This is a genomic window from Stenotrophomonas sp. 01N47, assembly GCF_056399165.1.
In genome coordinates, this window is the sequence record NZ_JBFTQU010000005.1 from 214,334 (window position 1) to 239,083 (window position 24,750).

Below are 24,750 nucleotides of genomic sequence, written 5' to 3' on the forward strand. Positions count from 1 at the left end.
CTCGGTAGCGCCGGGCCATGCCCGGCGACGTTTCACATGAACCTCAGAACCGGTAATTGACACGCCCGTACCAGAACGTCCCGACGTTGCTCAGCACATCACCGCTGTCCCAGGTGGTCTCGATGCTGGCCACATCGGTGGCGCTGCGTGCGTACGCAGGCACCTTGCGGGTGCGCTTGTCGAACACGTTGTTGATGCCCAGCGCCGCACTCCAACCGGCACCCAGCTCGACGCCACCGGACAGGTTGGTCACCAGCACCGGCGGCTGCTTGTACTCCACGCCGTTGTTCAGGCGCTTGATCGGGCCGTAGTAAGTGAAGTCCACGTTCGAACGCCAGCGCCCGTTCTGCCAACCCAGCCCCGCCACCTGCGTGTACGACGGCGTGCGGAAGCGCAGCGCGTACTCACTGGATTTGGTCAGCAGGTTGATGTTCGGCAACCCCTGCAGTGCCTGCGGAATCGCGCTCACCTTCTGGATGGTGGTGCGGCCCACGTTGGCCGCGTAGGTCCAGCGCAGCTTGCCCCACTGTGTTTCCTGGTTCGCTTCCAGGGTCAGCTCCACACCGCGCGTGCGGGTGTCGCCCACGTTGGTGAAGTAGCTGGCATAGAACGCATCACCGGGCAGGATGCTGATGCCGGCCGTGCCCAGCAGCGCGTCGATGGTGTTCTTCTGCGCGGCGGTCAGCACGGTGCCACTGTTGTCGGTCACCCGCGCCGGGTCCTGCGCGTTGTAGCCGATCTGGCTGGACTGGCCCAGCTGGCCACGGATGTCGATCTGGTACGCATCCACCGCCAGGTGGAATGCCGGGCTCGGGTCCCAGGTCACGCCGAGGCTGTAGTTGGTGGCCTTCTCCGGCTTCAGTGGCGTAGCGCCCAGCGCCACTGCTGCCGGAGAAGCGACCTGCGCCACCAGCGTGGTACCGCACGGGCAGCTGCCGGTGGCCTGGTAGAACTGCGCGCCCAGGCTCGGCGCGTGGAAGCCATTGCTGACCGTGGCACGTACGCCCAGCGCATCGGTGAAGTCGAAGCGCGTGGTCAACCGACCGGTCGACACCGTGCCGAAGTCCGAGTGGTCTTCCCAGCGCGCGGCGGCATCCAGGTACCAGCGCGAGGTGATGTTGGTCGCTGCACCGGCGTACACCGCCTTGCTGTTGCGGGTGGCCTTCACCGCATCGGCAGTGGAGTAGCCAACAAAGGCAGCCGCACCAAAGCCAGTGTACGACTCCCACTGCCCTGCCCCGCGTTCGTACTGTTCGTGCTGGTACTCGGCACCGGCACTCACTTCCAGTGGCGATGCGAAGGCCGCCACCTCGAAGCCGCGACGCAGATCAAGGTTGGCGATGCCCTGCTGGTAATCCAGCTTGCCGTCATAGAAGTCGGTCGGCGAGCCCGGGTACGGCAGCGAGTAGTTCACCGAATTGCGGGTGTAGGTGCGCACCGTGTTGCGGTTGCCGGTCAGGCTGAAGTCGTAGTCCCACCCCGCAACCTGGCCCTTCACCCCGGCCGTGCCGGTGTACTGCTTCTCCTTGGTTTCCAGCACTGGCAGGAAGCCATCGGGAAACACGCTCAGCACGCCCGGTGCCTTGTAGGTGGTGAAGATCGTTGCCGGCAGGCGGAAGTTCTGGATCGCCTGCGCGGTGCGGTCGCTGGCGGTCGCATTGGCGTAGAACTGGGCGTTCTCGCCCAAGCCATGGCCCACGTTCACCGCGAAGGCCTTCAGCGCATACGACGGCGAGCTGAGAATGATGTTGGCCTCGGCATCGCGCCCGGCCTCGGCCGGGTTCGGCGTCGCTCCAGCCGGCAAGCGGTTGTTTGGACGCAGCGCCACCAGGTTGCCGTTGCCATCCACGGCGGGATAACTCAGGTAGCCGTCGATGTAGCGCCGCGTGCGGATCGCATGGTGCTGGCGCGTGCTCTCGCCGGACAGGTTGATGAAGCCGTCCTCACCCCACGGCAGGCCGATGTTGGCGCGCACGCTGGTGCGGCTGCCGTCGCCATCGGTGCTCTGCCCGCTCTCCACCGACACATCGCCACCGTGCGCCTGCGATTTCAGGATCACGTTGATCACTCCGGTGATCGCGTCCGAACCGTAGATGGCCGAAGCACCATCACGCAGCACCTCCACATGGTCGATGGCCGACACCGGAATCAGCGCCAGATCGGCCCAGGCATGGCCGGGGTAGCCGCCACCGTTGGCGCCACTGACATACGCGCTGGCGTTGCGGCGCTTGCCGTTCACCAGCACCAGCGTGTAACCCGGCGACAGGTTGCGCAGCTGGTAACCGCGGATCAGGCTTTCCTGGTCGCTCTGGTAACCGCCGATCTGGCTCAGCGATGGCAGGCTGCGCTGCAGCGCTTCCAGCAGGTTGGCCTGGCCGGTCGCGGCCAGGTCCTCGGCGGAGATCACGTCGATCGGTGTCGAGCTGTTCTTCACCGTGCGCGTGCTGGTGCGTGAACCGGTCACCACCACCGCATCCAGCGTGGACGCGGCAAGGTTGGCGGAGGTGGCGGTGGTCGCCGACGGTGCATCGGCCTCAGCCGCATACGCCGGGGCAGCGGCCAGGGCGGCCGCAATCAGAAGGGAGAGCGTGGACAGCGCAGGAATGTGGGCAGCAGGCATGGGGGCTCGTGGGGGTGGGCCGGAGACACGCCTCCATTCAAGAGCCCACGCCCAACACGCAACAGCGGATATCGCGTCATGTGACCGTCACATCGCGCCAGCCACATGACTGCTGGTAATGACCTTACGCAGCCTGCACACACCGGGTCGGATCCCTTTCCAAAGGAAAGGGCTCTGACCCCATACACGCGAATCCGCAGGGTCAGAGCCCTTCCTGCGGAAAGGATCTGACCCAGGCCTCCATATACCCTGCGGGCATCACCTCATGCCCGCGCGCCACTCAGCGGCACGTGCCTGCGTCGGTAGCATCAAGCCATGCCCACCCTGCCTGCCGATCCGACCGCGCCCACCGTCGCCATCGTGGCCTGCCACGGCCAGGGCCTGTTCGAATTCGGCTGCGCGGTCGGCCTGTTCGCGCCCATCCGCCCTGAACTGGGCGTGGCCTGGTACCGCACCCAGCTCTGCGCTGGCGAGCCCGGTGCACTGCGCATGCTCGGCAGCGCACAGGTGCAGCTGCCCTACGATCTGAGCGCCGTCGACGACGCCGACATCATCGTCATTCCCGGTTGGCGCGAACCCAGCGAGCGCCCACCGCAGGCGTTGCTTGATGCCCTCACCCGCGCCCACGCGCGCGGCGCACGCATCACGTCCATCTGCTCCGGTGCATTCGTGCTCGCCTGGGCTGGCCTGCTCGATGGTCGCCAGGCCACCACCCACTGGCGGCTCACCGACACACTCGCCCGCGAGTTCCCACGTATCCACGTGCGCGACGATGTGCTGTACGTGGACGCCGGCAGCATCATCACCTCGGCCGGCTCGGCTACCGGCATGGACATGATGCTGCACATGGTGCGCAAGGATTACGGCGCACGCGTGGCCAATCTGGTGGCCGAACGGCTGGTGCTGGCACCCTGGCGTGATGCCGAACGCAGCCAGCGGGTCAGCCGCGCGATCCCGCTGGGCGAGCCCACGCGGCTGGCGAAACTGATGGAATGGATGCGCCGCAACCTGCGCGAGCCGCATTCGTTGAGCAGCCTGGCCGAACAGGCCGCACTCAGCCAGCGCACCCTGCAGCGGCAGTTCCTGGAAGCCACCGGCCTGTCGCCCATCGATTGGCTCATCCGCGAACGCGTGGCCTACGCACGCGAACTGCTGGAAACCACCGACCGTCCGCTGCAATGGGTGGCCGAACAGGCGGGGTTCGGATCGCAGGAATCGTTCCGCCGGCACTTCCGCGGCATGGTCGACGCCAGCCCCATCGAATACCGCAACCAGCACCGCAGTGGCCTCAGCGCCGACCGGCTGGTGGGCTGCTGACAGCACCTCCGTCTTTCCACACAGCCACCCAACCGGCAAGATGCAGGCACGCCCTGGCCTGCCGATGGAACGGTGATGACTGCTACCCCGTACAGGAACTACCGCTTCGGTATCGGCGTCTCGCTGGTCCTGGCCAGCCTTCTCGCCGCGCTCGGCCTGATCGCGGTCTGCACCCCGAATCTCGGCTGGGGCGTGGTGGCGTTGATCACCCTCGCGCTGTGGATTGGGGTGCCGCTGCTGGTGCTGCTCCTGCTGGCCTGGGGCCGCTACATGGTGCGCGAGCGCGGGCACGTGCCGGGCCGGGTGCATGCCCTGATGTTCGTGCCCACTGTCCTCGCCCTGCTCATCTATCCGCTGGGTGATTCGCTGCGCGGGCGCTTGGATACCGCCACGGGTGGCTCACGTGCGGCCATCGCAGAAACGCACATCAACCTCAGTGGCCATGCACTGTGGCTGGACACCTCACCCTATGCCTCCACCTACTCCGGCGCGGGACCGGACCTGCCCATGCAAGGCGACACCCCCCAGCGCTTCGTTGCCTTCCACCGCTACCCGAACGCGCAGTCCGATGCAGACAGCGCTTTCCCCTACGACAACGCACGACTGAAGCCCGGGATCGAGCGCTACCGCTATGGCGCGCCTTCCGAAGGCACTGCAAGCACCCTGCCCCTGCGTCGCCAGTCCTATCCGGATACCACAGCCCTCACCCGCGTGTGGGGCACATCGGGGGGGCCAGGCATCGTGCACCTCTACTACCACTATGCCGACCACGTCGAGGTTGCCCCCGCGCTGGCGCGTCTGGCCGGCGCTACCGAATACGAGCTCGAGCGCAGCCGCGTGGAAGGGCTGGTGCAGTTCAAGACGCACAACTACGGCGCCGCGCCGATCGTGCGCCTGGAAATCAATGGCGCGACGCTGGACATCGGCGACGACGCCATCGCGCCCATTCCTGCGCCCCCCGCGGCGTGCACGGCGTCCAACCACACCACCGGCGTCGCGCTGCTGAATCTCGACCAGCCGTTGCAGGTTCGCTGGCAGACTGCCGCCGCACCGCAGGTATGGCATCGCGCACGCGTGCAGGTCCCTGCATTCCGCCAGCCACAGCCACTGGATGGCCAATCCACCCTGCAGCGCGTGCTGCTCTATGTTCTGCCCGACGGCACGATGGCAGCAGAGCGTTACGTGGAAGTGCTCGCGGGCAATTCCCGGCGTGGCATCAAGGCCACCGGCCTGCCTGCCAATGCGGCGGCACACGCGACGTGTGGCAGCGCCTACGCCACTTACGGCGAAGACGCACCAGCGCCGCTGGCGGACTGATCATCCGGACTGTCCCTTGCAGCGTCAGACGCGTGCGCGTGCGTTGCCCGCATGTATCCGCCAGCACTGCGCCACGAATCCAACCGCAAACACCACCGCGCACCCCAGCAACGTCTGCAGGATCACCGGCGCCAACGGTGCAGGCGCAATCGGGTGCGCCACCGGCAAGCGTGTCAGCGTTTCATTCACGCCTGGCACCAGCGACAGCAGGAAGCTGAAAGACAGCGCGAACGTGGACAGATAGGGTGCCAATCGCCCAAGGAACCGCAACCGAGCCGCCAACACCCCACCGAACGCAATCAGCAGAATCACCACACCAAACGCGTGGCCAGGATTGAGGCCCCCGGTGCTGGAGACGGTGAACGAGGTCACCACCGACAGCACCAACCCCAGCAGATAGAGCTTGCCGGCGCGCGTAGCCGGATCAATGGCCCGATACCGGATGAAACCGAACAGGCCGGCAGCGATGGGAACCAGGCTGATCGCGGTGTGCACGATGCCCAAGGAAGAAAGCGGATGACTCATGGCGACCTCTGCTGGAGTTTTTAACCTACTAGTAGGTAGGCTTCATGGACAAAAAGAAAGAAGGCTCGCTCCACGCAGGCCTTCGTCGAAACATTCAGACCGCCGGCACCAGCCGGGCAATCGACAACCGTGCGAGCGCCGCGAACGTCGCCGCATCACCAAACCCACGCGCGGCCAGCATCGCGCCGTGCACCGAGGCCATGAACGCCTTGGCCTCATCCGCAGGCGTGCCCTGCAGCCTCAGCCGCCCCTGCGCCGCACCCTTTTCCAGCGTGATCGTCAGCCAGCCGCTCAGATCCTCGAAATGCCCGCGCACTTCATCGGCAATCTCGTCGGGGATCATCGGCGCTTCGGCCGCCAGCATCGCGCAGATGCAGAACGACGAGGTGCCACCGGCAATGCAGCTGGACCAGTAATCCACGTAGGCGTTGAGCGCCAACAAAGGATCGCCCAGCTGCCGGTCCAGCAGCCCCAGGCCTTCCCGTGCCTCTGCCCGGTACAGCTCCACCACCGTCCGCACCAGATCCGCCTTGCTGGGGAAATGGTGGTGGATGCTGGCCTTGCTGATGTTCACCCGCGCGGACACGTCGGCATAGCTGAAACCGTTGTAGCCACCAGCTTCCAGCAGCGAACGGGCGTGGGCCAGGATCTCGTGGGCCTTGGGGGACAGTGACTCTTTCATGGATGCAAACCTACTAGTAGGTAGACTCCTTGTCAACCACCCTCCGCTGCGCTCGCCGGGCATGGCCCGGCGCTACCTGACACGGGCTTCCCTGGTAGCGCCGGGCCATGCCCGGCGAGCGCAGCGGTCAGTGCGAAGACACATACAGCGCATCGGCCGGCGCCGGCGGCAGCGCAAAACTTCGCCGCATGCGCGCCACCTCGGCCGCCGGCGGCAACCCGAACAAGCGCTTGAATTCCCGATTGAACTGCGACGGGCTGGCGTACCCCACCGCCAACGACGCCGCCTCGGCCGTCATGCCCTGCCGCAGCATCAACAGCCGCGCCTGGTGCAGCCGCGTGGACTTCACATACTGCATCGGCGAAGTACCGGTAATGCTGCGGAAGTGATCATGGAACGTGGCCACGCTCATCTCCGCCTGCGCTGCCAGCGCATCCACATCCAGCGCCGTCGAATAGGCCGCGTGGATATGCCGCAGCACCTTGCCGATGCGGCCGAAGCGCCCGCGCATCGCCAGCGCCTCGCGCAGCGCCCCACCCTGTGCGCCGGTCAGCACCCGGAAATACAGCTCGCGCACCAGTGAGGGCCCCAGCACGTCGGCCTCCAATGGATCGGCCAGCGCTTCCAGCAATCGCAGCACCGTGGCCTGCATCGCAGGCTGCATCGGACTGGACATCATGCTTCTTGCCGGCGCTTCGGTGCTGGCAGTGCGCTCGCCCAGTTCTATCAGCAGATCTGCGGCCAGCTGCAGATCCAGATGCAGGTAGATCGCCAGCAGCGGCGCCTCGGCCGTGGCCTCGGTTTCCATGGTGAAGGGCACCGGCACCGACACCGCCAGGTAGTGCTGCGCGTCGTACTGGTAGACCTTCCCGCCCAGATAGCCACGCTTCACGCCCTGGCAGACGATCACGATGCCCGGGTCGTACAGCACCGGCGTGCGCGCCAGTGGCCGGTTGGAGCGCAGCAGCCGCACCCCGGGCACTGCCGTCAGCGTGTAGCCCTCGTCCACGGCCAGCGCCTGCAGCAGGCCGACCATGCGCGCCTGTGCGGGATGTTGCAGCGGATCATCGGCCGACCGCATCGGGCGCCCCAGAGGAATAGGCAAGAAAGCCCGAAGCTTAGGCCTGGGCGGCCGCGCACTCAATCACTAACGTGCAACTCCCCAGCCACGAGCCCTCAGCCATGACCGAATCCCGCCTCCTCCTCATCACCGGCGTCAGCAGCGGCTTCGGCCGGGCCCTGGCCCAGCAGGCCCTGCTGGCCGGCCATCGCGTGGTCGGCACCGTGCGCAGCGAATCGGCCCGCCAGCAATTTGCAGCCCTCGCACCCGGTCGCGCCTTCGGCCGCCTGCTGGACGTCACCGACGCCGCAGCCATCGATGCACTGGTGGCCACCGTCGAAGCCGACATCGGCGCCATCGACGTGCTGGTCAACAACGCCGGCTACGGCCACGAAGGCATCCTCGAAGAATCCACGCTGGACGAACTGCGCCATCAGTTCGAAGTGAACGTGTTCGGTCCCGCCGCGCTGATCAAAGCCGTGCTGCCGCACATGCGCGCGCGCCGCCGCGGCCACATCCTCAACATCACCTCCATGGGCGGCTTCATCACCTTGCCGGGCATCGCCTGGTACTGCGGCAGCAAGTTTGCGCTGGAAGGCATCAGCGAGGTGCTGGGCAAGGAAGTGGCGCCGTTCGGCATCCACGTGACCGCGATCGCACCGGGCTCGTTCCGCACCGATTGGGCCGGCCGTTCGATGGTGCGGGCCTCGCGCAGCATCGGCGACTACGACGCGCTGTTCGACCCGATCCGCAGCGCACGCGAGGAAAAGAGCGGCCATCAGCTGGGCGACCCGATCAAGGCCGCGCAAGCCATGCTGCAGGTGATCGACACTCCCAACCCACCCACCCATCTGCTGTTGGGCAGCGACGCCCTGCACCTGGTACGCGGCAAGCTGGCTGCCATGACAGAACGCATCGATGCCTGGGAGAACCTCAGCCGCTCCACCGACAACGCGGCGCTACCTGCGCCCCGCTCCCTCAGTCGTCCTGCACCAGCCCGAACTCGCGCAGCAGCCCGCCAATCTGGGTCTTGTCCAGCTTGTTCATCAGCAGGTTGCGCAGGAACGCCGGCCCCGGGATGTCCAGTTCCTTGCCATCGCGAAGACGCCCGGTCGCTGCCAGCAGCGTGCGCACGTCGTAGGTGGAATTGAACACCTCCGGCACGCCGCGCTCGATGCCCAGCAGCGTGTACACCGCTTCCATCGGCGTGCGCACCGAATACTCGGTGGTGAAGATGCAGTCGCGCTGCTTCGATTCGGCGAACTGGCCGATGAAAGCGAAGTTCACCGCGCCCTCCGGCACCACGTCCGGGCGATCACCGGCCTGGCGCGGCATGAAGAACGCGGTGATGTACGGCATCATCACCGGCACCGTCTTCGCCCCGGTCGCCGCCAGCGCGTCGATCTCCTCCACCGGCACACCCAGGTGGTACAGCCATTCGCGGGTGATCTCCTCGCCCGTGCAGTCCTGCATCGGCTTGTTCACGTAATCGCCCGGCGTATCCACGAACAGCGAATACACCCACACCACGATCTGGTCCTTCGGCTGGTTCTTGAAGTGCGGCTGGCGGTTCACTGTCCAGCTCATCAGCCAGCGCGAATCGCGCACGCTCACGATGCCGCCGGTCACCACCTTGCCACTGAACGGATCGCGCTTGGCGATCTTCTCGATGTACGCCGGAATACGCGCGTCCAGCGTGGTCACCGTTGCCGATTCCCACTTGGTTTCCGGAATATGCGCGCCGAACACATCCGGGCGCCCGAACGCCGCATCCTTGGCCGCGATGCGCCGCCACAGGTCCCACGCCGGTGCCGGGCCTTCATTCAAGCGCGCAGCGGTGTGGTGGTCGCCGTTGTCGGAATTCTCGGTGAGCGAGCCGATCGTCATGAACAGCAGATCGTCCGCACCCAGATCCATGCCGCCGGCCTCGCCATCCCGCGTCCAGTGGATGCGCGTGGCCTGCTTGCGCCCTTCCTGCAGCGCGAAGTCCACGTCGGTCACCTCGGTGCCGTACTGGAACTGCACACCGCGCTCCTGCAGCCACTTCACCAGCGGCAGCACCAGCGATTCGTACTGGTTGTACTTGGTGAACTTCAGCGCAGAGAAGTCCGGCAGCCCGCCGATATGGTGGATGAAGCGATGCAGGTACAGCTTCATCTCCAGCGCCGAGTGCCATTCCTCGAACGCGAACATCGTGCGCCAGTACAGCCAGAAATTGCTGTCGAGGAAATCGCGGCCCAGCACCTCGTTGATGCGCTTGTTCTCCATCTCCTGCCGGGTGGCCAGGAACAGCGCGATGATGTCCTTCTGCGCCTGCTCGCTCAGGGTGAACAGGCCATCGGTATGCGCGTCCTCGCCCCGGTTGACGGTGGCACGCTGCAGCGAATAGTTCGGGTCGTCCTTGTTCAACCAGTAGAACTCGTCCAACACACTGGCATCGTCGATTTCCAGCGACGGAATCGAACGGAACAGATCCCACAGGCACTCGAAATGGTCTTCCATCTCGCGGCCGCCGCGGATCACGAAACCCTTCTCCGGCACCTTCAGGCCATCCAGCGCGCCACCGGCAATCTGCTGCTGTTCCAGGATGGTGATGCGCTCGCCGGGCATGCGCCCATCGCGCACCAGGAACGCCGCACCGGCCAGCGAAGCGAGGCCCGAACCCACGAACCAGGCCGTCTTGTTGTCCAAGCCCGCCGGCTAGCGCGGGCGCGCGAAGGCCTCGTAGTTGCCACTGCTGTAGTACATGCGCGTCTCCTTCCTGGATGGGGTGAGCCCACTCTAGCGCTGAACCGATGTACCGCATCCTGCAGAGAGGCTGCGACGCAGTGACGCAGGTGCTTCCCGTCCCCGCGTTGCAAGCGGCCTCAACCGCCGTCAGCCGTCGCCTCGGTAGTGAACCAGCGCTGGAACCCGTCAATGGCGTCCGGCATCAGCGCGCTGGCGCGCTCACGCACAATAGACTCGGCGTGGCGAATGGCACTCACTGCATCCGGCTGCGCGCACAATGCCATCGCCACATCCGACGCGTCCAGCATCGCCAGGTTCACGCCCACGCCCACCGGCGGCATCAGATGGGCAGCATCGCCGATCAGCGTCACGCCGTTGCGCGGTGTCCAACGGAAATCCGCCGGCAGGCTGTAGATCGGCCGCCGCACGAAGTCGGTGCACGCCTCCAGCAGCCGCCGCAGGTTCGGTGCCCAGCCGGTGTAGCTGCCTGTCACCAGCGCGCGCATGCCTTGTTGCGCGATCTGCGCATCAAGCCAATCAGAAGGCCGCTTCAGCGCCGCATACACGCAGAATCGATCGCCGCTGTTGCGCTGAACGAACAGCCCTTCCTCGCCGCCAAAGCAGAACAGGCTGCCCTGCCCCACCATGCCCGCGATATCCGCCGCAGGCTGCGCGATCCATCCTTCAAAGAACGTAATGCCGGTCGGCAGCGGCTGGCACGCACTCAACGCAGCGCGGACTTTCGACCACGCACCATCGGCACCAATCACGATGTCCGCCTCGGCCTGCACGCCATTGGCGAAGCTCAGGCTGTGGCGGCCGGCATCTGCAGGTTCCACCTCGCTCAAGCAATGGCCCCACTGCACCGCGTCGGCCGGCAACGCATCCAGCAGCAGCTGGCGCAGGTCGCCACGGTCGATCTCCGGCTTGTCCATGCTTCCCTTCGGCCCGAACCCACCTGCGGTAATCGCCCCGGACCACGGATCACCCATCCGCTCCTCCTGGCCTTCATGGCGCGCCACCGCCCGGAACGCCTCCAGCAGACCGGCGCGCTGCAACGCCACCTGGCCGGAATCCTCGTGCAGGTCCAGCGTGCCGCCCTGGGTGCGCTGCTGCCCGGACGACTCGCCCTCGTACACGCTCACGCGATGGCCGCCACGATGCAGGGTGAGCGCAGCGGTCAGGCCGGCGGGGCCCGCGCCGATGATGGCAATACGTGGAGGGTGCGGCATGAGGCGGCCTGTTGGTCGGTTGATATATCAACCGTAGAATGTTCGAGTTGACACGTCAACCAATCGCGGGCAACGTGAGCGCATGACCTCACCCACCATCACTCCCGACCAGTGGGCCGCCTGGCGCGGCTTCCGGCGCATGGCCGAGATCACTTCCGGCCGCATCGTCCACGACATCACCCGCAGCACCGGGCTTTCCAGTGCCGACTTTGTCGTGCTGATGGAACTGAGCAAGGCCAAGGACCGCTGCCGCCGCCAGCGCGAACTGCTGGACTACCTGGAATGGGACAAGACCCGGCTCTCGCACCAGCTCACCCGCATGGCCGGCCGTGGCCTGATCGAGCGCGACACCGACAGTGACAACGTGGTGGTGATCCGCATGACTGCAGAAGGCCGCACCCAGCTGAGCGCAGCACGGCCGGTACACGTCGCCAGCGTCCGCCGGAATTTCCTCGACCATCTCTCAGCCGATGACCTGGCCGCACTGCAGCAGATCACCGACAAACTGCATGCAGCACTGCAGGACGCAGAGAACTGAGACGCCGTCAGCTCACAGGCGACGGCCCAATACCTGCCCCGGCCAGCCATCCACGTTGAAGCTCGACAGCCGTTCGTAACCGCACGATTCGTAGAAGCGCACCAGCTCGCCACTGCCACCGCCATAGCAATCCACGCGCAGGTAATCCAATCCCGCTGCGCGTGCCTGCTCGTCGGCAAATGCCATCAAACGCCGGCCGATGCCACGCACCCGCGCATCGCGCGAAGCAATCAACACGCGTACATACAGCTCCGGCTCGATCGCCGCAGGCACATAGGGCATGGCCTCGCCCAACGCCAGGAACGCACGCACCTTGCCCTGCGCGGTCTCCGCCACCCACGCACCGGGCAGTGCGCAGGCATCGGTCACCTGGGTAATGCGCCGCGGAATGGACGACCACGCCTCGGTACCCCACTGCTGTGGATTGCCGATGGCCACGAACCACGCAATCACTTCATCGAACAGCTCCAGCACCGCAGTCGCATCGGCCACGCTGGCGCGACGAATCGTCAGCGCCTCTTTTCCAGCATCACTCACGCGTAGTACTCCTTTCATTCAACGAACCCGAACGGCTGCAATCACCCGGCTCCGCCCAGAATGCCGCCGCGCACCAGGCATCACCACGGCCAAAAGTCCATTGCGCGCCGCTAACCGGTAGTGCCGGCCGCTGGCCGGCAGCTGCAATCACCCAACCCCACCCTGGTTGCCGGCCAGCGGCCGGCACTACCACGGCGAAAATCCATGGCGCCGCATCCACCGGCCAAGGCTCCACGGCGGTGGAGTTGACATGCAGGCATTTACCTGCCTATTGTGGCCCCAGGGACGGCACCCCGCCGCCCACCGTGGAGCCGCAGTCATGGTGGATATCGCACACAGAGTCGGCATCAACGCCCCATCGGCCCAGGTCTACCAGGCCCTGGCCACCCCCGAAGGTATCGCCGCCTGGTGGGCCGAGGACACCACCGGCGACCGCCACCCCGGCGGCACCGTCGCCGCCCGCTTTACCGCCAACGGCCAGGAAATCGGCGCCATGCAGATGAAGCTGCTGCAGCTGCAGCCGAACGAGCGGGTGCTGTGGGAATTCGTCGACGGCCCACCGGAATGGATCGGCACCACCGCGCGCTTCGCCCTGCACCAGGACGGCGACTACTGCATCGTGCTGTTCAGCCATGAAGGCTGGAAGGAACGCGTGGAATTCATGCACCACTGCAGCACCAAGTGGGCCATCTTCCTGATGAGCCTGAAATCCCTGCTGGAAACCGGCCGCGGCCAGCCCAGCCCGCACGACGTCAAGATCGACAACTGGAACTGAAGGCACCCCATGGATGCAGACAAGGTGTTCAAGGCACTGGCCGACCCCACGCGCCGCACGTTGTTGGACCTGCTGTGCGAGCGCAACGGACAGACGCTGGGGCAGCTCTGCGAGCACCTGCAGATGGCCCGGCAATCGGTTACCCAGCACCTGGGCCTGCTGGAAGACGCCAACCTGATCAGCACGGTAAGGCGTGGCCGCGAGAAGCTGCACTTCATCAACCCGGTGCCGCTGCACGATGTCTATACACGCTGGGTAAGCAAGTTCGAGCAGCAGCGCCTGAGCCTGCTGCATGACCTCAAACAGGAACTGGAAGGAGAATGACGATGAGCGCTGAATCCACCCGTTTCATCCACGTGATCTATATCGCCTCCACGCCGCAGAAAGTGTTCGAGGCCATCACCCGGCCAGAGATTGCCCGCACCTACTGGGGCCATGAAAACGTATCGGACTGGACACCCGGCTCGCGCTGGCAGCACGTGCGCGCCAACGACGAACGCAAGGTCGAGCTGGTTGGCGAAGTGGTGGAAAACACCCCACCCTCGCGGCTGGTGATCACCTGGGCGGCCGCCTCGCAGGCAGACAACCCGAAGGCCTACAGCCGGGTGACGTTCGAGATCGTGCCGTATGGGGACATGGTCAAGCTGACGGTGACCCATGACGAGCTGGAACCGGGCAGCGGCATGGATACCGGCATCCGCCAGGGCTGGCCGATCGTGCTGTCGAGCCTGAAGTCGTTGCTGGAAACCGGCAAGGGCCTGGACGTCTTCGCCAAACCCCAGTAGTGCCAGCCCATGGCTGGCAATCCCCCCGGCCCAACCTGAACCGTGAAGGCGCCTTGATTCCACTGAACGACGCATGCAACGCGTGTTGGCCGCTCACCCGTCAAGCACGCGTTACACCACGTCAACACGGCATCATTGCGACGCAGTCTAAATACCCTTCCACAGGTTCCTCTTGCAGCCCTCTTCCCCTTCGGCCGGTGAACCGGCCCCGTCGTCGCCGGCCTTCATTGAAGTTGTTGTTGTGCGGGCCGGTACCCACCTGTTTGCCATCGATGTCGAAGCCGCGATTGAAATCCGCGGCCCGGAATCCTTTGATCGCCCCGGCAGTAGCGCGCGCCCGCACCTCACCGTGCGCGGCCACGCCCTGCCGGTGGTCGACCTGCGCCAGGCCAGCGGTTTGAGCGCATTCGCCCACGGCTGCCCGGCCATGCTGCTGATGCAGGCCGGCGCGGAGTCCTTCGCTCTGGCCGTCGACGAGGTGCGGGAAATCGAAAGCGTGCCACGCCACAAGGTGCAGCCCGCCGCAGATATCCCGTTCGGATTCTGCAGTCATCGCGTCACGCTGGATGCGCTGGGCGAGATTCCCCTGATCGATCCCAGCCGGCTTCGATAACGCCGAACCACCGCACCGACCTCCCGATAACACCGGACCCCACACCGACCTCCCGGTAACACCGGACCCTCACCGATCTCCCGGTAACACCGGACCCACACCGATCTCCCGGTAGCACTGGACCCCGCACCGATCTCCCGGTAGCACTGGACCCCGCACCGATCTCCCGGTAGCGCCGGGCCATGCCCGGCGGGCAGCCGGCCAGCTAGCGCGCCGTCCAGCCCCCATCCACCGGCAGCGCCGTACCCGTAATCTGAGCCGCAGCATCCGAGGCCAGGAACACCACCATCTCCCCCAGCTGCTCAGGCGTCACGAACTGCAACGAGGGCTGTTTCTCGGCCAGCAGCGCACGAGCGGCGGACTCCTGATCCGTACCCTCGCGCTCAGCCAATGCCGTGATCTGCTGCTCGACCAGCGCAGTTCGCACCCACCCCGGGCAGATGGCATTGGCGGTGATGCCCGTGCCCGCGTTCTCCAGCGCGGTCACCTTGGTAAAACCAACCACGCCATGCTTGGCCGCCACATAGGCGGACTTGTTCGCCGAGCCAACCAGTCCATGCACCGACGCGATATTGATGATGCGGCCGGATCCCTGCTGCTTCATGTAGGACAACGCCGCCGCCGTTGAGTGGAACACCGCCGACAGATTCAGCGCGAGGATCGCATCCCACTTCGCTACGGGAAACTCCTCGATCAACGCGGTGTGCTGGATGCCCGCGTTGTTCACCAGGATGTCGATGCGCCCCATCTTCGCAACGGCGTTGGCGATCATATCCCGCACCGCCTCACCACGGGACAGGTCGGCGCCATCATGCGCCACCCGTACGCCGAATTCGGCTTCGAGGCTGGAACGTATGCGTTCGATCTCCGCCGCATCGCCAAATCCATTCAGCACGATGTCGGCGCCCTGCCGCGCCAGCGCGCTGGCAATGCCAAGACCGATACCGCTGGTGGAGCCGGTAACTACCGCGACTTTTCCATTGAACATGGGCGAGATTCCATCGGATGTAGACGGCCAGTGTAGCTACAGTAGATCCACGCCATGCGTGGATGCTCTCCCTAAACGCCGCTTGCCCCAATGATCCCGCTCAAGGCGGCAAGCACCTCACCCAGCCGATGTCGCAAAAGACATTGGACCCAGCGAGTCATGTACGGATACTCTCGAATCCGCATGGATCTGCAGAAAAGGTGACAGTCGCGGCCCCTCTTCCCCTCCCGTCCCGAAGGCCATTGCCCAGGCTCAAGAACTCGTCACCGCAAGCACAGATACTCATTAAAGCGTGTCAAACCGCTGAACAGGTGAAAGCCATGCCTCATTCTTCCCCCCCGCTACCGGCAAAGCTCCTTGAATTGCTCAAGGACTATCCGGATCACATCGAACAACTGCAGAAGGCCCTCATCTCAGTGAACGACGGGCGGCAGAATTACGCTCCCCCCTTTGAGGCCGCAGTCTGGCTGTTGGAGGACTGTCTTAGTGCATTCAAGAGTGAAGCGCGCGCTGAAATTGATGCCGCTGTGGCATCAGGCGATCCGCGAGCGATCGAACGAGCCAAAGAAAAGGAACGACTGATGTCATTTGCCAGGTCCAGCAACATTGGCATGGCCAGACTCGACGATCTCAGGAAGTACTTTGACCTTCATTCAAGAGGCGCCTAACGACGCCTTCCGATAGTCGGCTGGCTATCGGTGGCATTGAACTTGTCACTGCAAGTTCAGATACTCATGGAAACGCGTCAATCCGCCAAATAGGTGTCGACCATGCCTCATTCCCATCCCCCCGTTCCGGCGAAACTCCGAGAAATGCTCAGAGACTACCCAGATCACATCAAGAGCCTACAGGAAGCGCTCAATTCGGTGAGCAATAGACACATGAAGTCCCTACCACCATTTGAGGATGCAGTGTGGAAGCTGGAGGACTGTCTCGATGGATTCATCAATGATGCTCAGGGTGAGCTAACTGCAGCTCAGGCATCGGGTGATGCGCAATCCATTGCAACAGCTGACGAGAAATTCAAACTGATGTTCCGAGCGCGCTCCGGTAATGGCGGAATGAAGGGGCTCCATGAACTATACGAGTACTTCAAAGCAGCGAAGGAACAGCACTAAGTGGATACGCCGCACCCGCGATTAAGTCCGGAAGATCATTCCGCCCGCCTAAGGGGTGTCATCCTTCCGGAAAGTGGTTTGGACCAAGCTCAACGTCAGCCGATGCCCCGAGCCATCATTCTGGCGGGACAACCCGGCGCAGGTAAGGGGGGGCTGGTCCGTGCTGTTGAGTTTGAATTTTCTGATGATGTTGTGAAGGTTGATCCTGACGAGCTTCGCGGCGCTCATCCTGATGCTCCGCACCTGCGCCAGCAGCACCCATACACATGGGCTGGCCACACACATGAAGACGCCAGCCAATGGGCCAAAGAGCTGCGTTCGGCAGCAGTCGAGGGTCGTAGGAATCTCATCCTCGATACCACGCTCGGCAACGGTGATAGTGCGGTCACACTGATCAAAGACCTTCAGTCCAAAGGCTACGACGTAGAGATTCGAGGCGTCGTCGCGCATCGACTGGAAAGTGAACTTGGCGTGGATGCCCGCTTTTCCAACTCCGTGGATAGCAGGGGCTTCGGCCGCTACGTCCCCGAGGACGTGCGCAAACACGTCTACCAAGCCTTGCCCGGGAATCTAAATCAGGTCCAGGCCGAGACCGGCATCCAGATTCGGCTCTACGGGCGCGAAGGCGCTCAGGTCTACGACAGCCAGAACGACGCCCGCCTACCGGGCGCAGCACTGGAAGCCGAACGCGAAGCTCGGCTGAAAGACCCTCGAATCACCCAAGCAGTGCGCGATGGCTGGCGCACACAAGGCCGCTGGCACGCCGAGCTTGGGGACACCCTACCCCTCAACGACAAGGTCAGTCCACCAACAGCGGCAGCCGTTTTCGATGAACGCGCAACGCTCAAGGTTGTTGAGGGCATAACGCCCAACATCCAGGAAGCACGCAGCGTCGACCACACCATCCGCGTCCGTCCAAACATGGTGCGGGGCGCCATCATCGGCGGTGCCGCAGCAACTGTTGTTGAAGCAGCCACGGAAGGGGCAAAGATTGCCGACCTGTACGCGCGCGACAACCGCACAGGTGCGGAAGCTGCGATATTGGACTTCGGTGCGCGCAGTGTCGGCGGCTGGACCGGGGCAGCGCTGGGCGCCAAGGCGGGCACGCTGCTGGGCATCGAGTCCGGCCCCGGCGCGATTGTCACCGGCATTATCGGTGCCGGACTGGGTGCGTGGGGCGCCAGCGAAGTTGTCGAATGGGTCGAGAAGTACAAGATCAACAACCAGGGCGACGGCACCGGCAGAGTCTGGACGTTTGATCCCGCGCATCCTGAGAAGGGCTGGACGCACAGCGAGCGGGAAATCATAGGCACTGTCGGCACCTTGGCCGATCGCCCGATCTACGGCCCGGCTACGCTGCTGACGGCCGATGCCGAATTGACCCAGCAACTGAACTACCAAGCCTCAAGCTTGGCCGTTGGCCTGCGGATGCGGGAGCCTGATCAACCGATAAATCCTTTCAGCATTGCCGGCGACGCCACCGACACACCCAGCGCACTGCCGCGCTCCTGGGAGCGCAGTCCGGAAACCGGCGAATGGCGACGTGAGGTCGTCCATCAAGTCCTTGAGCACGGCATCAAGAACACGACGGTGGAAGTGGCCGATGCCGCCAAGGCGGCCCATCTCGATGAGACCGCTCAAGGCATCATGGCCTTCAACGCCGCCCGTAGTTCAGCCGCCTTCGCCAAGCAGTACGAGCAGGTATACACCACGCAAGGCTGGTCCCAGTACGGCGAGATTCCGGAGGAGGTGGTCTTCGCCCGGAACCATCCCGATCACGTTCTGGCATCCGATGGGCGCACCTATCAGCGCCAGCACGATGGCGAATGGCTGCATGACGGTTGGATCTACGATTCGCTGGCCGAGGGCAACATCCGCGACGAGTTGAATGGCACCTATCCGCAGATCCGGGCGATCCAGCAGCAGGAGGCTCCCACACCCGGCTCCCATGAGCGACGTATTGAAGCCCTGACCGCAAACGAGCGCGATGCCTACGATCAGGCCACGCAGGAAGCGAACCGGCTGGGCGTCGCGGCTCCCCAGGCGCAGCAACTGGCCGCCGCAGCGGTAGCCGAGGTGCGCGGCGAACACGCCGAGGAGCGCCTGACGCCGCAGGCAGTAGTCGATGCGCACGCCGAGGAGCGAGCTGCGCCGGCGCCCAGCGCACCACCCCTGGTGCAGGAGCACCGCACTCCCGCGCCTGCAGCACCGACCCCGTCGGTTCGTGCCGAGCCGGCACAGGAACCGACGCGCCCGGAAGGGCTACGACCCGAGCCAACTGCAGCTAAAGCGCCCCCAACGCAGGAAGATTCGAGCGAGCAGAAAGTGCGCACGGATGCAGACTCTCCTGCGCAGCAGACGCCGTCTGCGCCCGCGCCATCACCCTCCATTCCCGCGGCTGAGCAATCTCGCGCCCAGCCCGAGGCGAGTGCGCTGCCTGCTTCCGGTGTTGAGCGCCACGCTCCCGCGCAGGATCCAGTTGCGACTCACGCCCACTCCCTGGCCCCAGCGAACCAGACCGAAGTGGCCGACGCCGCGCCAGTGACTGCTCGCCTCCACGAAAACGACGCAAAGCCGGCGCCGATCCAGCCCAAGTCAGAAATTCCAGCTAACCGCGCCGCAGTCGAGCCGGCTGCGCCCCCGCCGGCAACAGACGCCGCGCCCAAGGTCTCGGAGCACGAGCGTCCTTACACGCCATCGCCAATGGACGTGCAGCCCACCCCGCCGTCCACCGCAATGGCCTTTCAACAGCCTGAAGCACCGCCCGCTCCCCTGCTGCCGACCCAGCCCGAGCATCCCGATCACGCCCTCTACCAACAGGTACGAGAAGGCGTGGCAAGGTTGGACGCCAAGCACGGCCGCACCTTCGACGAAGCCAGCGAGCGCATGACCGCCAGCTTGCTGGTGCTGGCCAAAGACAACGACCTGGACCGTGTCGACCACGTGCTGCTGAGCAACGCCACAGCCGACAAGCCCACCGGTCACACCCTGTTTGTGGTCCAGGGCGAGCCCAGCGACCCCGCACACCAGCGCGCCGCAATACCCACCGAGCTGGCCGCACAGACCTCGGTTGAAGAATCAATGCAGCAGTTCGACGCGGTCAGCCGCGAGGCGCAGCAGCGCGCCATTGCCAACCAACTTGAGCAGCAGCTGGAAGATCAGCGCGTGCAGCAGGATATCCAGATCCGCGCCGCCAGCATGGGCTGAGTGGGTGAGACACGTGCGAAATCATCTACGACAACCGTCCACCTAGCCCCTCTGTTTACCAATCGGCACCGCTGATGTCGCCGCGCGATTAGAAGCGCAGGCCCGCTCGATCGACCGTCGCTAGCGGATTGGCTTTCCGCACCGCCTCCAGGAAGAGCAGGAAGTCGCGGTTGAACAGCGTCAGGTTGTTGGTGAACGTTACGCTCTTTCTGACCGCTGCTTTGCTGAAGCACACCTGCCAGACATAGCGCTCGTAGATCATGTCAGAGGTTCGGGTGACGGAGGTGATCTGCGAGAGCGGCACCGCCGTGGGCACTGGGCCCCGCTGCAGATAGAAGGTATCTGTATCAAAGAAGTAGTGCTCTCGATCCTCTTTCCCATTAACCATCACCAAGGTCATGGACGTACCGGAAATCCGGCGAGGCGGGTTCAAGCGCAGCCCAGATTCCAACGCGGAACGGGCTCTCTGGGTCCTTCGCCGCTGGATGAACCAGATGGTCAACAACGGAAGCGCCGCAAGGACAATCAAGCCTACGGTCTTCAACACAGTTTCCAATGTGCTGGCCACACAGATCTCCAGGGTGAACGTTCAGGCATTGGCGATGCCCAAGTAGATCCACGCCATGCGTGGATGGCTCTCCTCAACGCCCCATCACTTCCAATGATCCGGCCCCAGGAACGGCAGGCTCAACACAAACACCGGAACCGCCACAGGTATCAACGCCGCGCCCAGCACCTTGCCGGCCGCCGTACCCGCCCCGGGCTTATCCGCCTCCTCCGGCTGGATCCGCTCAGCCCGCGCGGTAATCGACTGCGGCAGCTTCGCCTTCGCGGCCAGGGCAGCAGCGTCCGGCAATTGCACCCGCTCGCCATCCCCCTCGAACAGCGCGCTGTAATAGCTGCCGCCCTTCCTGGAAAGATTGCAGTCCGGGTCGGCCGCCAGTTCGTAGCGGGTCCGGGCTTCAAGGATGTACGGCCGGCGCGTCAACTCGTCGATGGCCTTGGCCACCCGCGGGCTGATCTCCAACCGCTCCAGCTTGAACTGCGCCGCCTGTTCCGGCGTCACCTGCTCCGGCCGCAGCAACAGCGCGTAGCTGCCATGCACCTTGCTCCTGTCGGCCGGCACGCGCCAGTCCTCACGGAAATACAGCTGCGCGCAGACCACTGCCTCGCGCAGCGGGCTGTCCATCAGGGTGCGGTAATCACGGAACGGCGCGGCATCGAAGCGCATCGGCTCGTCATAGACGGGCAACAGGTACAGCTTGCCGTCGTCGGCCACGAACGCGCCGGTAATCTCGCGACTGGAATGGTGGTAGTCCGGCCCACTGGCGCAGCCAGACAGCAAGCCCAGGCACAGGGCGGAGAGAATGAAGCGGATGGACGCTCGCATGTCGTGTTCGAGGGATTCCCTGGGAAAATGGCCTCGGCCATAGGGACAAAGCCAGTCCGCCATAGTGCCACGGCGGTCGTTCGCGCTCCAAGCTGCGGCGGTGGAGACCCACGCCATCGGTTGTTCTTGCAAAGCCCTCTGGCCGGCCTGCGCTGCCACCGGGCCGTCGATAGAACCGCACACTTCCGAGAGGCATCGATTGCGTCGCCGGAAAGCGCGCCGAGCGCAAGCGCACTTGCCACGCGCCAGTCATCCCATATCGGAAACTGTGAGCCGATAGCGCACAGCGCGATTGCCCCGCTTGAACTCTGAAACGAGATGAAAAATCTTCTCAACCTGAGTGTAATGGTCCTCGTGTCCCGGCTCGCTCCGCCATTCCATCATCGACCGAAAGCCGCGATGCTTGGCCAGTAAAGCCTCGATATCAGGCGGCCCCACGAGATCAAGATACTCGGCCTCGGTGATCTCACGCGACCAATCAGCGAGCGCATGTGGATCCGACACGAGTGGAAGATTGAAACGGTCTATCAAGCGAATGCCGTCGCGGCAGATTCCTAGCAGGCTGAGATTGAGGTAGAAATCCCGAGATTTGGCCCCGGGACGTCCCTCGTACAGAATCGGTTCCGCAAAGGTCACTATGACACCGCTTGAAACACCCATACGCTACTCCTCGATTCAGACGGCCATGCACGAGGAGTTAAACACCTCGCGTGATGGACGCTTCTGCAAAAGCACCGAATTTCCCTCTCGCGTATCAGAGTTTGTTCAAGAACGAGTCAAAGACAGCAACCGCATTTGCCACTTGTGCAGATCCTCTCGCATTCCTGAGAACATAGTTGATACGTCCCTGCACAGAGCAAGAAAGTTGTTCTGCGACGGCTGAGGCTGACATATTACATTGAAGAACCTACCTTACTTCAACCGCTCAACCAACCGCTGCCCCACCTCCAACGCCGAAGCCGGGTTCTGCCCGGTAATCAGCTCACGATCCACCACTACATGCCCCGTCCAGGGCGTGGCATTGCTGCTGAACCGCGCACCCGCTCGCTGCAACGCGGTCTGCGGGTAGAACTTCATCTCACCACCGCTCAGCAGCGGCTTGGCCTGCTCTTCTTCCTGGTTGCTGATCACCGTCATCTGGTAGCCGCTGTAGATCCACTTCGGCGTAGCCGGCGTCGCACCCGCTTCCAGCTTCGCCACGAAACCATCCGCATCCGGCAGCGTGGACAGCAGCGCGATCGGCCCATGGCAGACCAGCGCGGTGGTCTTGTTGCGCTGGTGGAAGTCGGCCAGCAGCCGGCCCAGTGCCGGGCTCTTCAGCAGGTCCTGCATCGGCGCGTGACCACCGGGAACGTAGACCGCATCGAAACGCGCGTAGCCCTGCTGCTCCACGCGCGCCAGACTGACCACCGGCGAGGCGGTCGGCGAGGTCAACGCCAGTTTCTCCAGCAGCTCCTTGTGCAGCGTCAGCTGCGCGGCATCGTTGCCGAAGTACGCCGGCGTCACCGAGGACGCATCCACCGTCGGCGCCCGCCCCTGCGGCGTGGCGAAGGTCACCTCGTGGCCCGCGTCCAGCAACAGCTTGACCGGCTGCATCAGCTCGTTGAGATAGAAGCCGGTGGACAGCACCTTGCCGTCCTTCAGGTCCAGGTGGTTCTCGTCGGACAGCACCACCAGCACGTTGGCGGCATGCGCGCCGGTCGCGGCCAGGGTCAGGGCCAGCGCTGCGGCCAGCCGGGTCATCAGGTTCATGGAGAGCTCCTATCGGGGAATGGCCGCCACTTTATTCATCGCTCCAGCGGCGATAAATTGGTGCCATCGCAAAACATCTGTTCCCCGGAGAGCCAAATGAGCCGCAAGTTCGACTATCTGGGCGATGTGGAGGTGTTCCTGGCGGTGGTCGAGCACGGCTCGTTCACCGCCGGCGCGGTGGCGCTGTCCACCACGCCTTCGGTGCTGAGCCGCGCGGTCACCCGCTTGGAAGCGCGACTGGGCCGGCAGCTGCTGCAGCGGACCACCCGCCGCGTGGGCCTGACCGACGCCGGGCGGCTCTATCGGGAACAGGTGCGCACCGCCTTCGGCCTGCTGGACGACGCCGAGCGCGACGTACTGGCCCAGGACGGTGCGCTGGCCGGCCGCGTGCGCCTGAGCGTACCCACCACCTATGGCCACTACCGGTTGCCGCCCGTGCTGGCGCGCTTTGCGCAGCAGTATCCGCAGGTGCAGGTGGAACTGAACATCACCAACCGCAACGTGGACCTGGTGGCCGAGGGCTTCGACCTGGCCATCCGCCTGGGCCAGCTGCCGGACAGCGGGCTGGTGGCGCGAAAGCTGGAAGACGCGCCACTGCTGCTGGTGGCCGCGCCGGACTACCTGCAACGCCGCGGCACGCCGCAGACGCTGGACGACCTGCAGCAGCACCTGTGCCTGCCGTTTGTTATGCCGCGAACTGGGCGGCTGGCGCCGTGGGTGTTTCGGCATGGCGGGCGGGATGTTGATTGGCTGCCGCGTTCGTCCATCGAGACCTCCGACGATGTGCTGGGCGTGGTGTCGCTGGCCGAACAGGGCATCGGCATCTGCCAGAGCTACGAGTTCATCGTGCGTGATCGATTGCAGCGTGGGCAGCTGGTGGAAGTGCTGCCGCAGCTGCGTGGGAGATCGCGACCGTTCTCGGTGATCTATGCGCCGCATCGGCGGCAGTCGGCAGCGGCGCGGGCGATGATTGAGTTGCTGGTGGGGAATCCGAGCGCGGTTGAGGATGGCGTTGGTTGAAGCCCGGGGCTTGTTAATGGTGTCGGGTTTGAACCGATTTTCGGACCACGCGGCTGATCCGGTGCCGCTCCCCACCGAGGCCGACTAAGAACTGTTGCAAAGAAGGCCATCGCACTATTCGCTTGTGGCACGGGCGATTGCGCCACTTTGATTCGCTATCAACATAGCGGCTGCGCGAATGCGTCTTCTAGCGTCGCGTGCTGCACGAATGGTGCGTGCGACAATAGTTCTTCGCTCTCGAATCACGCGATTTCTTCGCGAATTTCAATTTGCATTCGAAGCGACAACGTAAACACCATGGCGCGCCACCGACAACGGGTGGCAACGGGTCTGCAAACCCGTTTGATGCACGCGCAAGTTGTTTACGCTTGCCCGTCGGCACCGTCCTTAACCGGTGCCGGCGGGCAATCCGTCGGCCTTTCTGGCGGGCGGTGCGTGGGAGTCTTCGGACTCACCGGCCAATAGCGCTGCATCAACCGGTTTGCAGCCACGCATCGTCCGCCACCCCGCCTACGCGGTGGCGCTGTTAAGCACAGCCAAGGAA

At 64.5% G+C, this 24,750-nt stretch carries 23 protein-coding genes and 1 pseudogene; 12 read left to right on the forward strand and 12 right to left on the reverse strand.

Annotation, left to right across the window (positions count from 1 at the left end; translation table 11 throughout):
- Positions 1-43: 43 nt before the first annotated feature.
- Positions 44-2,620 carry a TonB-dependent receptor plug domain-containing protein gene (locus AC1DKR_RS10770; protein WP_478032795.1) on the reverse strand — a complete coding sequence of 859 codons (2,577 nt, stop codon included), beginning with the start codon at positions 2,618-2,620 and terminating at the stop codon, positions 44-46.
- Positions 2,621-2,935: 315 nt separating this feature from the next.
- On the opposite strand from AC1DKR_RS10770, the gene ftrA reads away from it, so the two are divergent.
- Positions 2,936-3,937 carry a transcriptional regulator FtrA gene (gene ftrA / locus AC1DKR_RS10775; protein ID WP_312786136.1) on the forward strand — a complete coding sequence of 334 codons (1,002 nt, stop codon included), beginning with the start codon at positions 2,936-2,938 and terminating at the stop codon, positions 3,935-3,937.
- A gap of 75 nt (positions 3,938-4,012) precedes the next feature.
- Complete coding sequence (locus tag AC1DKR_RS10780) at positions 4,013-5,254, forward strand: hypothetical protein (protein WP_478032798.1); 1,242 nt, start codon at positions 4,013-4,015, stop codon at positions 5,252-5,254.
- A 24-nt stretch (positions 5,255-5,278) separates the two neighbouring features.
- Here AC1DKR_RS10780 and AC1DKR_RS10785 read toward each other — a convergent pair whose 3' ends face one another.
- The 3 genes from AC1DKR_RS10785 to AC1DKR_RS10795 all read right to left on the reverse strand — a co-directional run bounded on the left by AC1DKR_RS10785 (position 5,279) and on the right by AC1DKR_RS10795 (position 7,542).
- The gene (locus tag AC1DKR_RS10785) at positions 5,279-5,779 is read right to left on the reverse strand and encodes a hypothetical protein (protein WP_134832425.1); all 501 of its coding nucleotides are present in this window, start codon (positions 5,777-5,779) and stop codon (positions 5,279-5,281) included.
- A 94-nt stretch (positions 5,780-5,873) separates the two neighbouring features.
- A complete protein-coding gene (locus AC1DKR_RS10790) occupies positions 5,874-6,461 on the reverse strand; it encodes a TetR/AcrR family transcriptional regulator (RefSeq protein ID WP_478032801.1) in 588 nt (195 codons plus the stop codon).
- A gap of 127 nt (positions 6,462-6,588) precedes the next feature.
- Positions 6,589-7,542, reverse strand: a complete 954-nt coding sequence (locus AC1DKR_RS10795; protein WP_478032803.1) for an AraC family transcriptional regulator — start codon at positions 7,540-7,542, stop codon at positions 6,589-6,591.
- A gap of 101 nt (positions 7,543-7,643) precedes the next feature.
- On the opposite strand from AC1DKR_RS10795, the pseudogene AC1DKR_RS10800 reads away from it, so the two are divergent.
- Positions 7,644-8,462, forward strand: a pseudogene (locus tag AC1DKR_RS10800) (oxidoreductase); the annotation flags it as partial.
- A gap of 37 nt (positions 8,463-8,499) precedes the next feature.
- Here the strand turns inward: AC1DKR_RS10800 and AC1DKR_RS10805 are convergent.
- Both AC1DKR_RS10805 and AC1DKR_RS10810 read right to left on the reverse strand, forming a co-directional pair.
- Complete coding sequence (locus tag AC1DKR_RS10805) at positions 8,500-10,212, reverse strand: oleate hydratase (RefSeq protein WP_478032805.1); 1,713 nt, start codon at positions 10,210-10,212, stop codon at positions 8,500-8,502.
- A 176-nt stretch (positions 10,213-10,388) separates the two neighbouring features.
- On the reverse strand, positions 10,389-11,483 hold the full coding sequence (locus AC1DKR_RS10810) for an FAD-dependent oxidoreductase (RefSeq protein WP_478032807.1): 1,095 nt from the start codon (positions 11,481-11,483) through the stop codon (positions 10,389-10,391).
- Between the two features lie 82 nt (positions 11,484-11,565).
- On the opposite strand from AC1DKR_RS10810, the gene AC1DKR_RS10815 reads away from it, so the two are divergent.
- Entirely contained in the window at positions 11,566-12,021 is a 456-nt protein-coding gene (locus tag AC1DKR_RS10815) for a MarR family winged helix-turn-helix transcriptional regulator (protein WP_265953277.1), read from the forward strand.
- Positions 12,022-12,033: 12 nt separating this feature from the next.
- On the opposite strand, the gene AC1DKR_RS10820 is transcribed toward AC1DKR_RS10815, so the two are convergent.
- Positions 12,034-12,558 carry an N-acetyltransferase family protein gene (locus AC1DKR_RS10820; RefSeq protein ID WP_478032809.1) on the reverse strand — a complete coding sequence of 175 codons (525 nt, stop codon included), beginning with the start codon at positions 12,556-12,558 and terminating at the stop codon, positions 12,034-12,036.
- Between the two features lie 319 nt (positions 12,559-12,877).
- Here AC1DKR_RS10820 and AC1DKR_RS10825 point away from each other — a divergent pair, with 319 nt between their 5' ends.
- The 4 genes from AC1DKR_RS10825 to AC1DKR_RS10840 all read left to right on the forward strand — a co-directional run bounded on the left by AC1DKR_RS10825 (position 12,878) and on the right by AC1DKR_RS10840 (position 14,731).
- Complete coding sequence (locus AC1DKR_RS10825; RefSeq protein ID WP_312108479.1) at positions 12,878-13,333, forward strand: SRPBCC family protein; 456 nt, start codon at positions 12,878-12,880, stop codon at positions 13,331-13,333.
- A 9-nt stretch (positions 13,334-13,342) separates the two neighbouring features.
- The gene (locus AC1DKR_RS10830; RefSeq protein ID WP_100436164.1) at positions 13,343-13,657 is read left to right on the forward strand and encodes an ArsR/SmtB family transcription factor; all 315 of its coding nucleotides are present in this window, start codon (positions 13,343-13,345) and stop codon (positions 13,655-13,657) included.
- A gap of 2 nt (positions 13,658-13,659) precedes the next feature.
- Positions 13,660-14,118, forward strand: coding sequence for an SRPBCC family protein (locus AC1DKR_RS10835; RefSeq protein ID WP_394196408.1), 459 nt, complete (start codon positions 13,660-13,662; stop codon positions 14,116-14,118).
- Positions 14,119-14,359: 241 nt separating this feature from the next.
- Positions 14,360-14,731, forward strand: a complete 372-nt coding sequence (locus AC1DKR_RS10840) for a chemotaxis protein CheW (RefSeq protein ID WP_478032814.1) — start codon at positions 14,360-14,362, stop codon at positions 14,729-14,731.
- A 205-nt stretch (positions 14,732-14,936) separates the two neighbouring features.
- Here the strand turns inward: AC1DKR_RS10840 and AC1DKR_RS10845 are convergent, their stop codons facing one another.
- Entirely contained in the window at positions 14,937-15,719 is a 783-nt protein-coding gene (locus AC1DKR_RS10845) for a 3-hydroxybutyrate dehydrogenase (RefSeq protein ID WP_478032816.1), read from the reverse strand.
- Positions 15,720-16,039: 320 nt separating this feature from the next.
- Between AC1DKR_RS10845 and AC1DKR_RS10850 the strand changes: the two genes are divergently transcribed.
- The 3 genes from AC1DKR_RS10850 to AC1DKR_RS10860 all read left to right on the forward strand — a co-directional run bounded on the left by AC1DKR_RS10850 (position 16,040) and on the right by AC1DKR_RS10860 (position 20,044).
- The gene (locus tag AC1DKR_RS10850; RefSeq protein WP_394196412.1) at positions 16,040-16,387 is read left to right on the forward strand and encodes a hypothetical protein; all 348 of its coding nucleotides are present in this window, start codon (positions 16,040-16,042) and stop codon (positions 16,385-16,387) included.
- Between the two features lie 102 nt (positions 16,388-16,489).
- On the forward strand, positions 16,490-16,837 hold the full coding sequence (locus tag AC1DKR_RS10855) for a hypothetical protein (protein WP_394196413.1): 348 nt from the start codon (positions 16,490-16,492) through the stop codon (positions 16,835-16,837).
- Complete coding sequence (locus AC1DKR_RS10860; RefSeq protein WP_478032819.1) at positions 16,838-20,044, forward strand: zeta toxin family protein; 3,207 nt, start codon at positions 16,838-16,840, stop codon at positions 20,042-20,044. It begins immediately after the preceding gene.
- A gap of 88 nt (positions 20,045-20,132) precedes the next feature.
- On the opposite strand, the gene AC1DKR_RS10865 is transcribed toward AC1DKR_RS10860, so the two are convergent.
- The 4 genes from AC1DKR_RS10865 to AC1DKR_RS10880 all read right to left on the reverse strand — a co-directional run bounded on the left by AC1DKR_RS10865 (position 20,133) and on the right by AC1DKR_RS10880 (position 23,186).
- Positions 20,133-20,591 (reverse strand): hypothetical protein, encoded by a 459-nt coding sequence (locus AC1DKR_RS10865; protein WP_430766857.1) that lies wholly within the window; start codon positions 20,589-20,591, stop codon positions 20,133-20,135.
- Positions 20,592-20,696: 105 nt separating this feature from the next.
- Positions 20,697-21,434 carry a hypothetical protein gene (locus tag AC1DKR_RS10870; RefSeq protein WP_478033244.1) on the reverse strand — a complete coding sequence of 246 codons (738 nt, stop codon included), beginning with the start codon at positions 21,432-21,434 and terminating at the stop codon, positions 20,697-20,699.
- A gap of 249 nt (positions 21,435-21,683) precedes the next feature.
- Complete coding sequence (locus AC1DKR_RS10875; RefSeq protein ID WP_049453228.1) at positions 21,684-22,094, reverse strand: hypothetical protein; 411 nt, start codon at positions 22,092-22,094, stop codon at positions 21,684-21,686.
- A gap of 252 nt (positions 22,095-22,346) precedes the next feature.
- The gene (locus tag AC1DKR_RS10880) at positions 22,347-23,186 is read right to left on the reverse strand and encodes a type 1 glutamine amidotransferase domain-containing protein (RefSeq protein WP_478032821.1); all 840 of its coding nucleotides are present in this window, start codon (positions 23,184-23,186) and stop codon (positions 22,347-22,349) included.
- Positions 23,187-23,282: 96 nt separating this feature from the next.
- Between AC1DKR_RS10880 and AC1DKR_RS10885 the strand changes: the two genes are divergently transcribed.
- Positions 23,283-24,206, forward strand: coding sequence for a LysR family transcriptional regulator (locus AC1DKR_RS10885; protein ID WP_478032823.1), 924 nt, complete (start codon positions 23,283-23,285; stop codon positions 24,204-24,206).
- Positions 24,207-24,750 lie beyond the last annotated feature (544 nt).

What these genes read in the sequence shown, in the direction of transcription:
- AC1DKR_RS10770 (WP_478032795.1), bottom strand. Translation starts at nt 2,620, where the DNA reads ATGCCTGCTGCCCACATTCCTGCGCTGTCCACGCTCTCCCTTCTGATT.
- ftrA (WP_312786136.1), top strand. Translation starts at nt 2,936, where the DNA reads ATGCCCACCCTGCCTGCCGATCCGACCGCGCCCACCGTCGCCATCGTG.
- AC1DKR_RS10780 (WP_478032798.1), top strand. Translation starts at nt 4,013, where the DNA reads ATGACTGCTACCCCGTACAGGAACTACCGCTTCGGTATCGGCGTCTCG.
- AC1DKR_RS10785 (WP_134832425.1), bottom strand. Translation starts at nt 5,779, where the DNA reads ATGAGTCATCCGCTTTCTTCCTTGGGCATCGTGCACACCGCGATCAGC.
- AC1DKR_RS10790 (WP_478032801.1), bottom strand. Translation starts at nt 6,461, where the DNA reads ATGAAAGAGTCACTGTCCCCCAAGGCCCACGAGATCCTGGCCCACGCC.
- AC1DKR_RS10795 (WP_478032803.1), bottom strand. Translation starts at nt 7,542, where the DNA reads ATGCGGTCGGCCGATGATCCGCTGCAACATCCCGCACAGGCGCGCATG.
- AC1DKR_RS10810 (WP_478032807.1), bottom strand. Translation starts at nt 11,483, where the DNA reads ATGCCGCACCCTCCACGTATTGCCATCATCGGCGCGGGCCCCGCCGGC.
- AC1DKR_RS10815 (WP_265953277.1), top strand. Translation starts at nt 11,566, where the DNA reads ATGACCTCACCCACCATCACTCCCGACCAGTGGGCCGCCTGGCGCGGC.
- AC1DKR_RS10825 (WP_312108479.1), top strand. Translation starts at nt 12,878, where the DNA reads ATGGTGGATATCGCACACAGAGTCGGCATCAACGCCCCATCGGCCCAG.
- AC1DKR_RS10830 (WP_100436164.1), top strand. Translation starts at nt 13,343, where the DNA reads ATGGATGCAGACAAGGTGTTCAAGGCACTGGCCGACCCCACGCGCCGC.
- AC1DKR_RS10835 (WP_394196408.1), top strand. Translation starts at nt 13,660, where the DNA reads ATGAGCGCTGAATCCACCCGTTTCATCCACGTGATCTATATCGCCTCC.
- AC1DKR_RS10845 (WP_478032816.1), bottom strand. Translation starts at nt 15,719, where the DNA reads ATGTTCAATGGAAAAGTCGCGGTAGTTACCGGCTCCACCAGCGGTATC.
- AC1DKR_RS10850 (WP_394196412.1), top strand. Translation starts at nt 16,040, where the DNA reads ATGCCTCATTCTTCCCCCCCGCTACCGGCAAAGCTCCTTGAATTGCTC.
- AC1DKR_RS10855 (WP_394196413.1), top strand. Translation starts at nt 16,490, where the DNA reads ATGCCTCATTCCCATCCCCCCGTTCCGGCGAAACTCCGAGAAATGCTC.
- AC1DKR_RS10870 (WP_478033244.1), bottom strand. Translation starts at nt 21,434, where the DNA reads ATGCGAGCGTCCATCCGCTTCATTCTCTCCGCCCTGTGCCTGGGCTTG.
- AC1DKR_RS10875 (WP_049453228.1), bottom strand. Translation starts at nt 22,094, where the DNA reads ATGGGTGTTTCAAGCGGTGTCATAGTGACCTTTGCGGAACCGATTCTG.
- AC1DKR_RS10880 (WP_478032821.1), bottom strand. Translation starts at nt 23,186, where the DNA reads ATGAACCTGATGACCCGGCTGGCCGCAGCGCTGGCCCTGACCCTGGCC.
- AC1DKR_RS10885 (WP_478032823.1), top strand. Translation starts at nt 23,283, where the DNA reads ATGAGCCGCAAGTTCGACTATCTGGGCGATGTGGAGGTGTTCCTGGCG.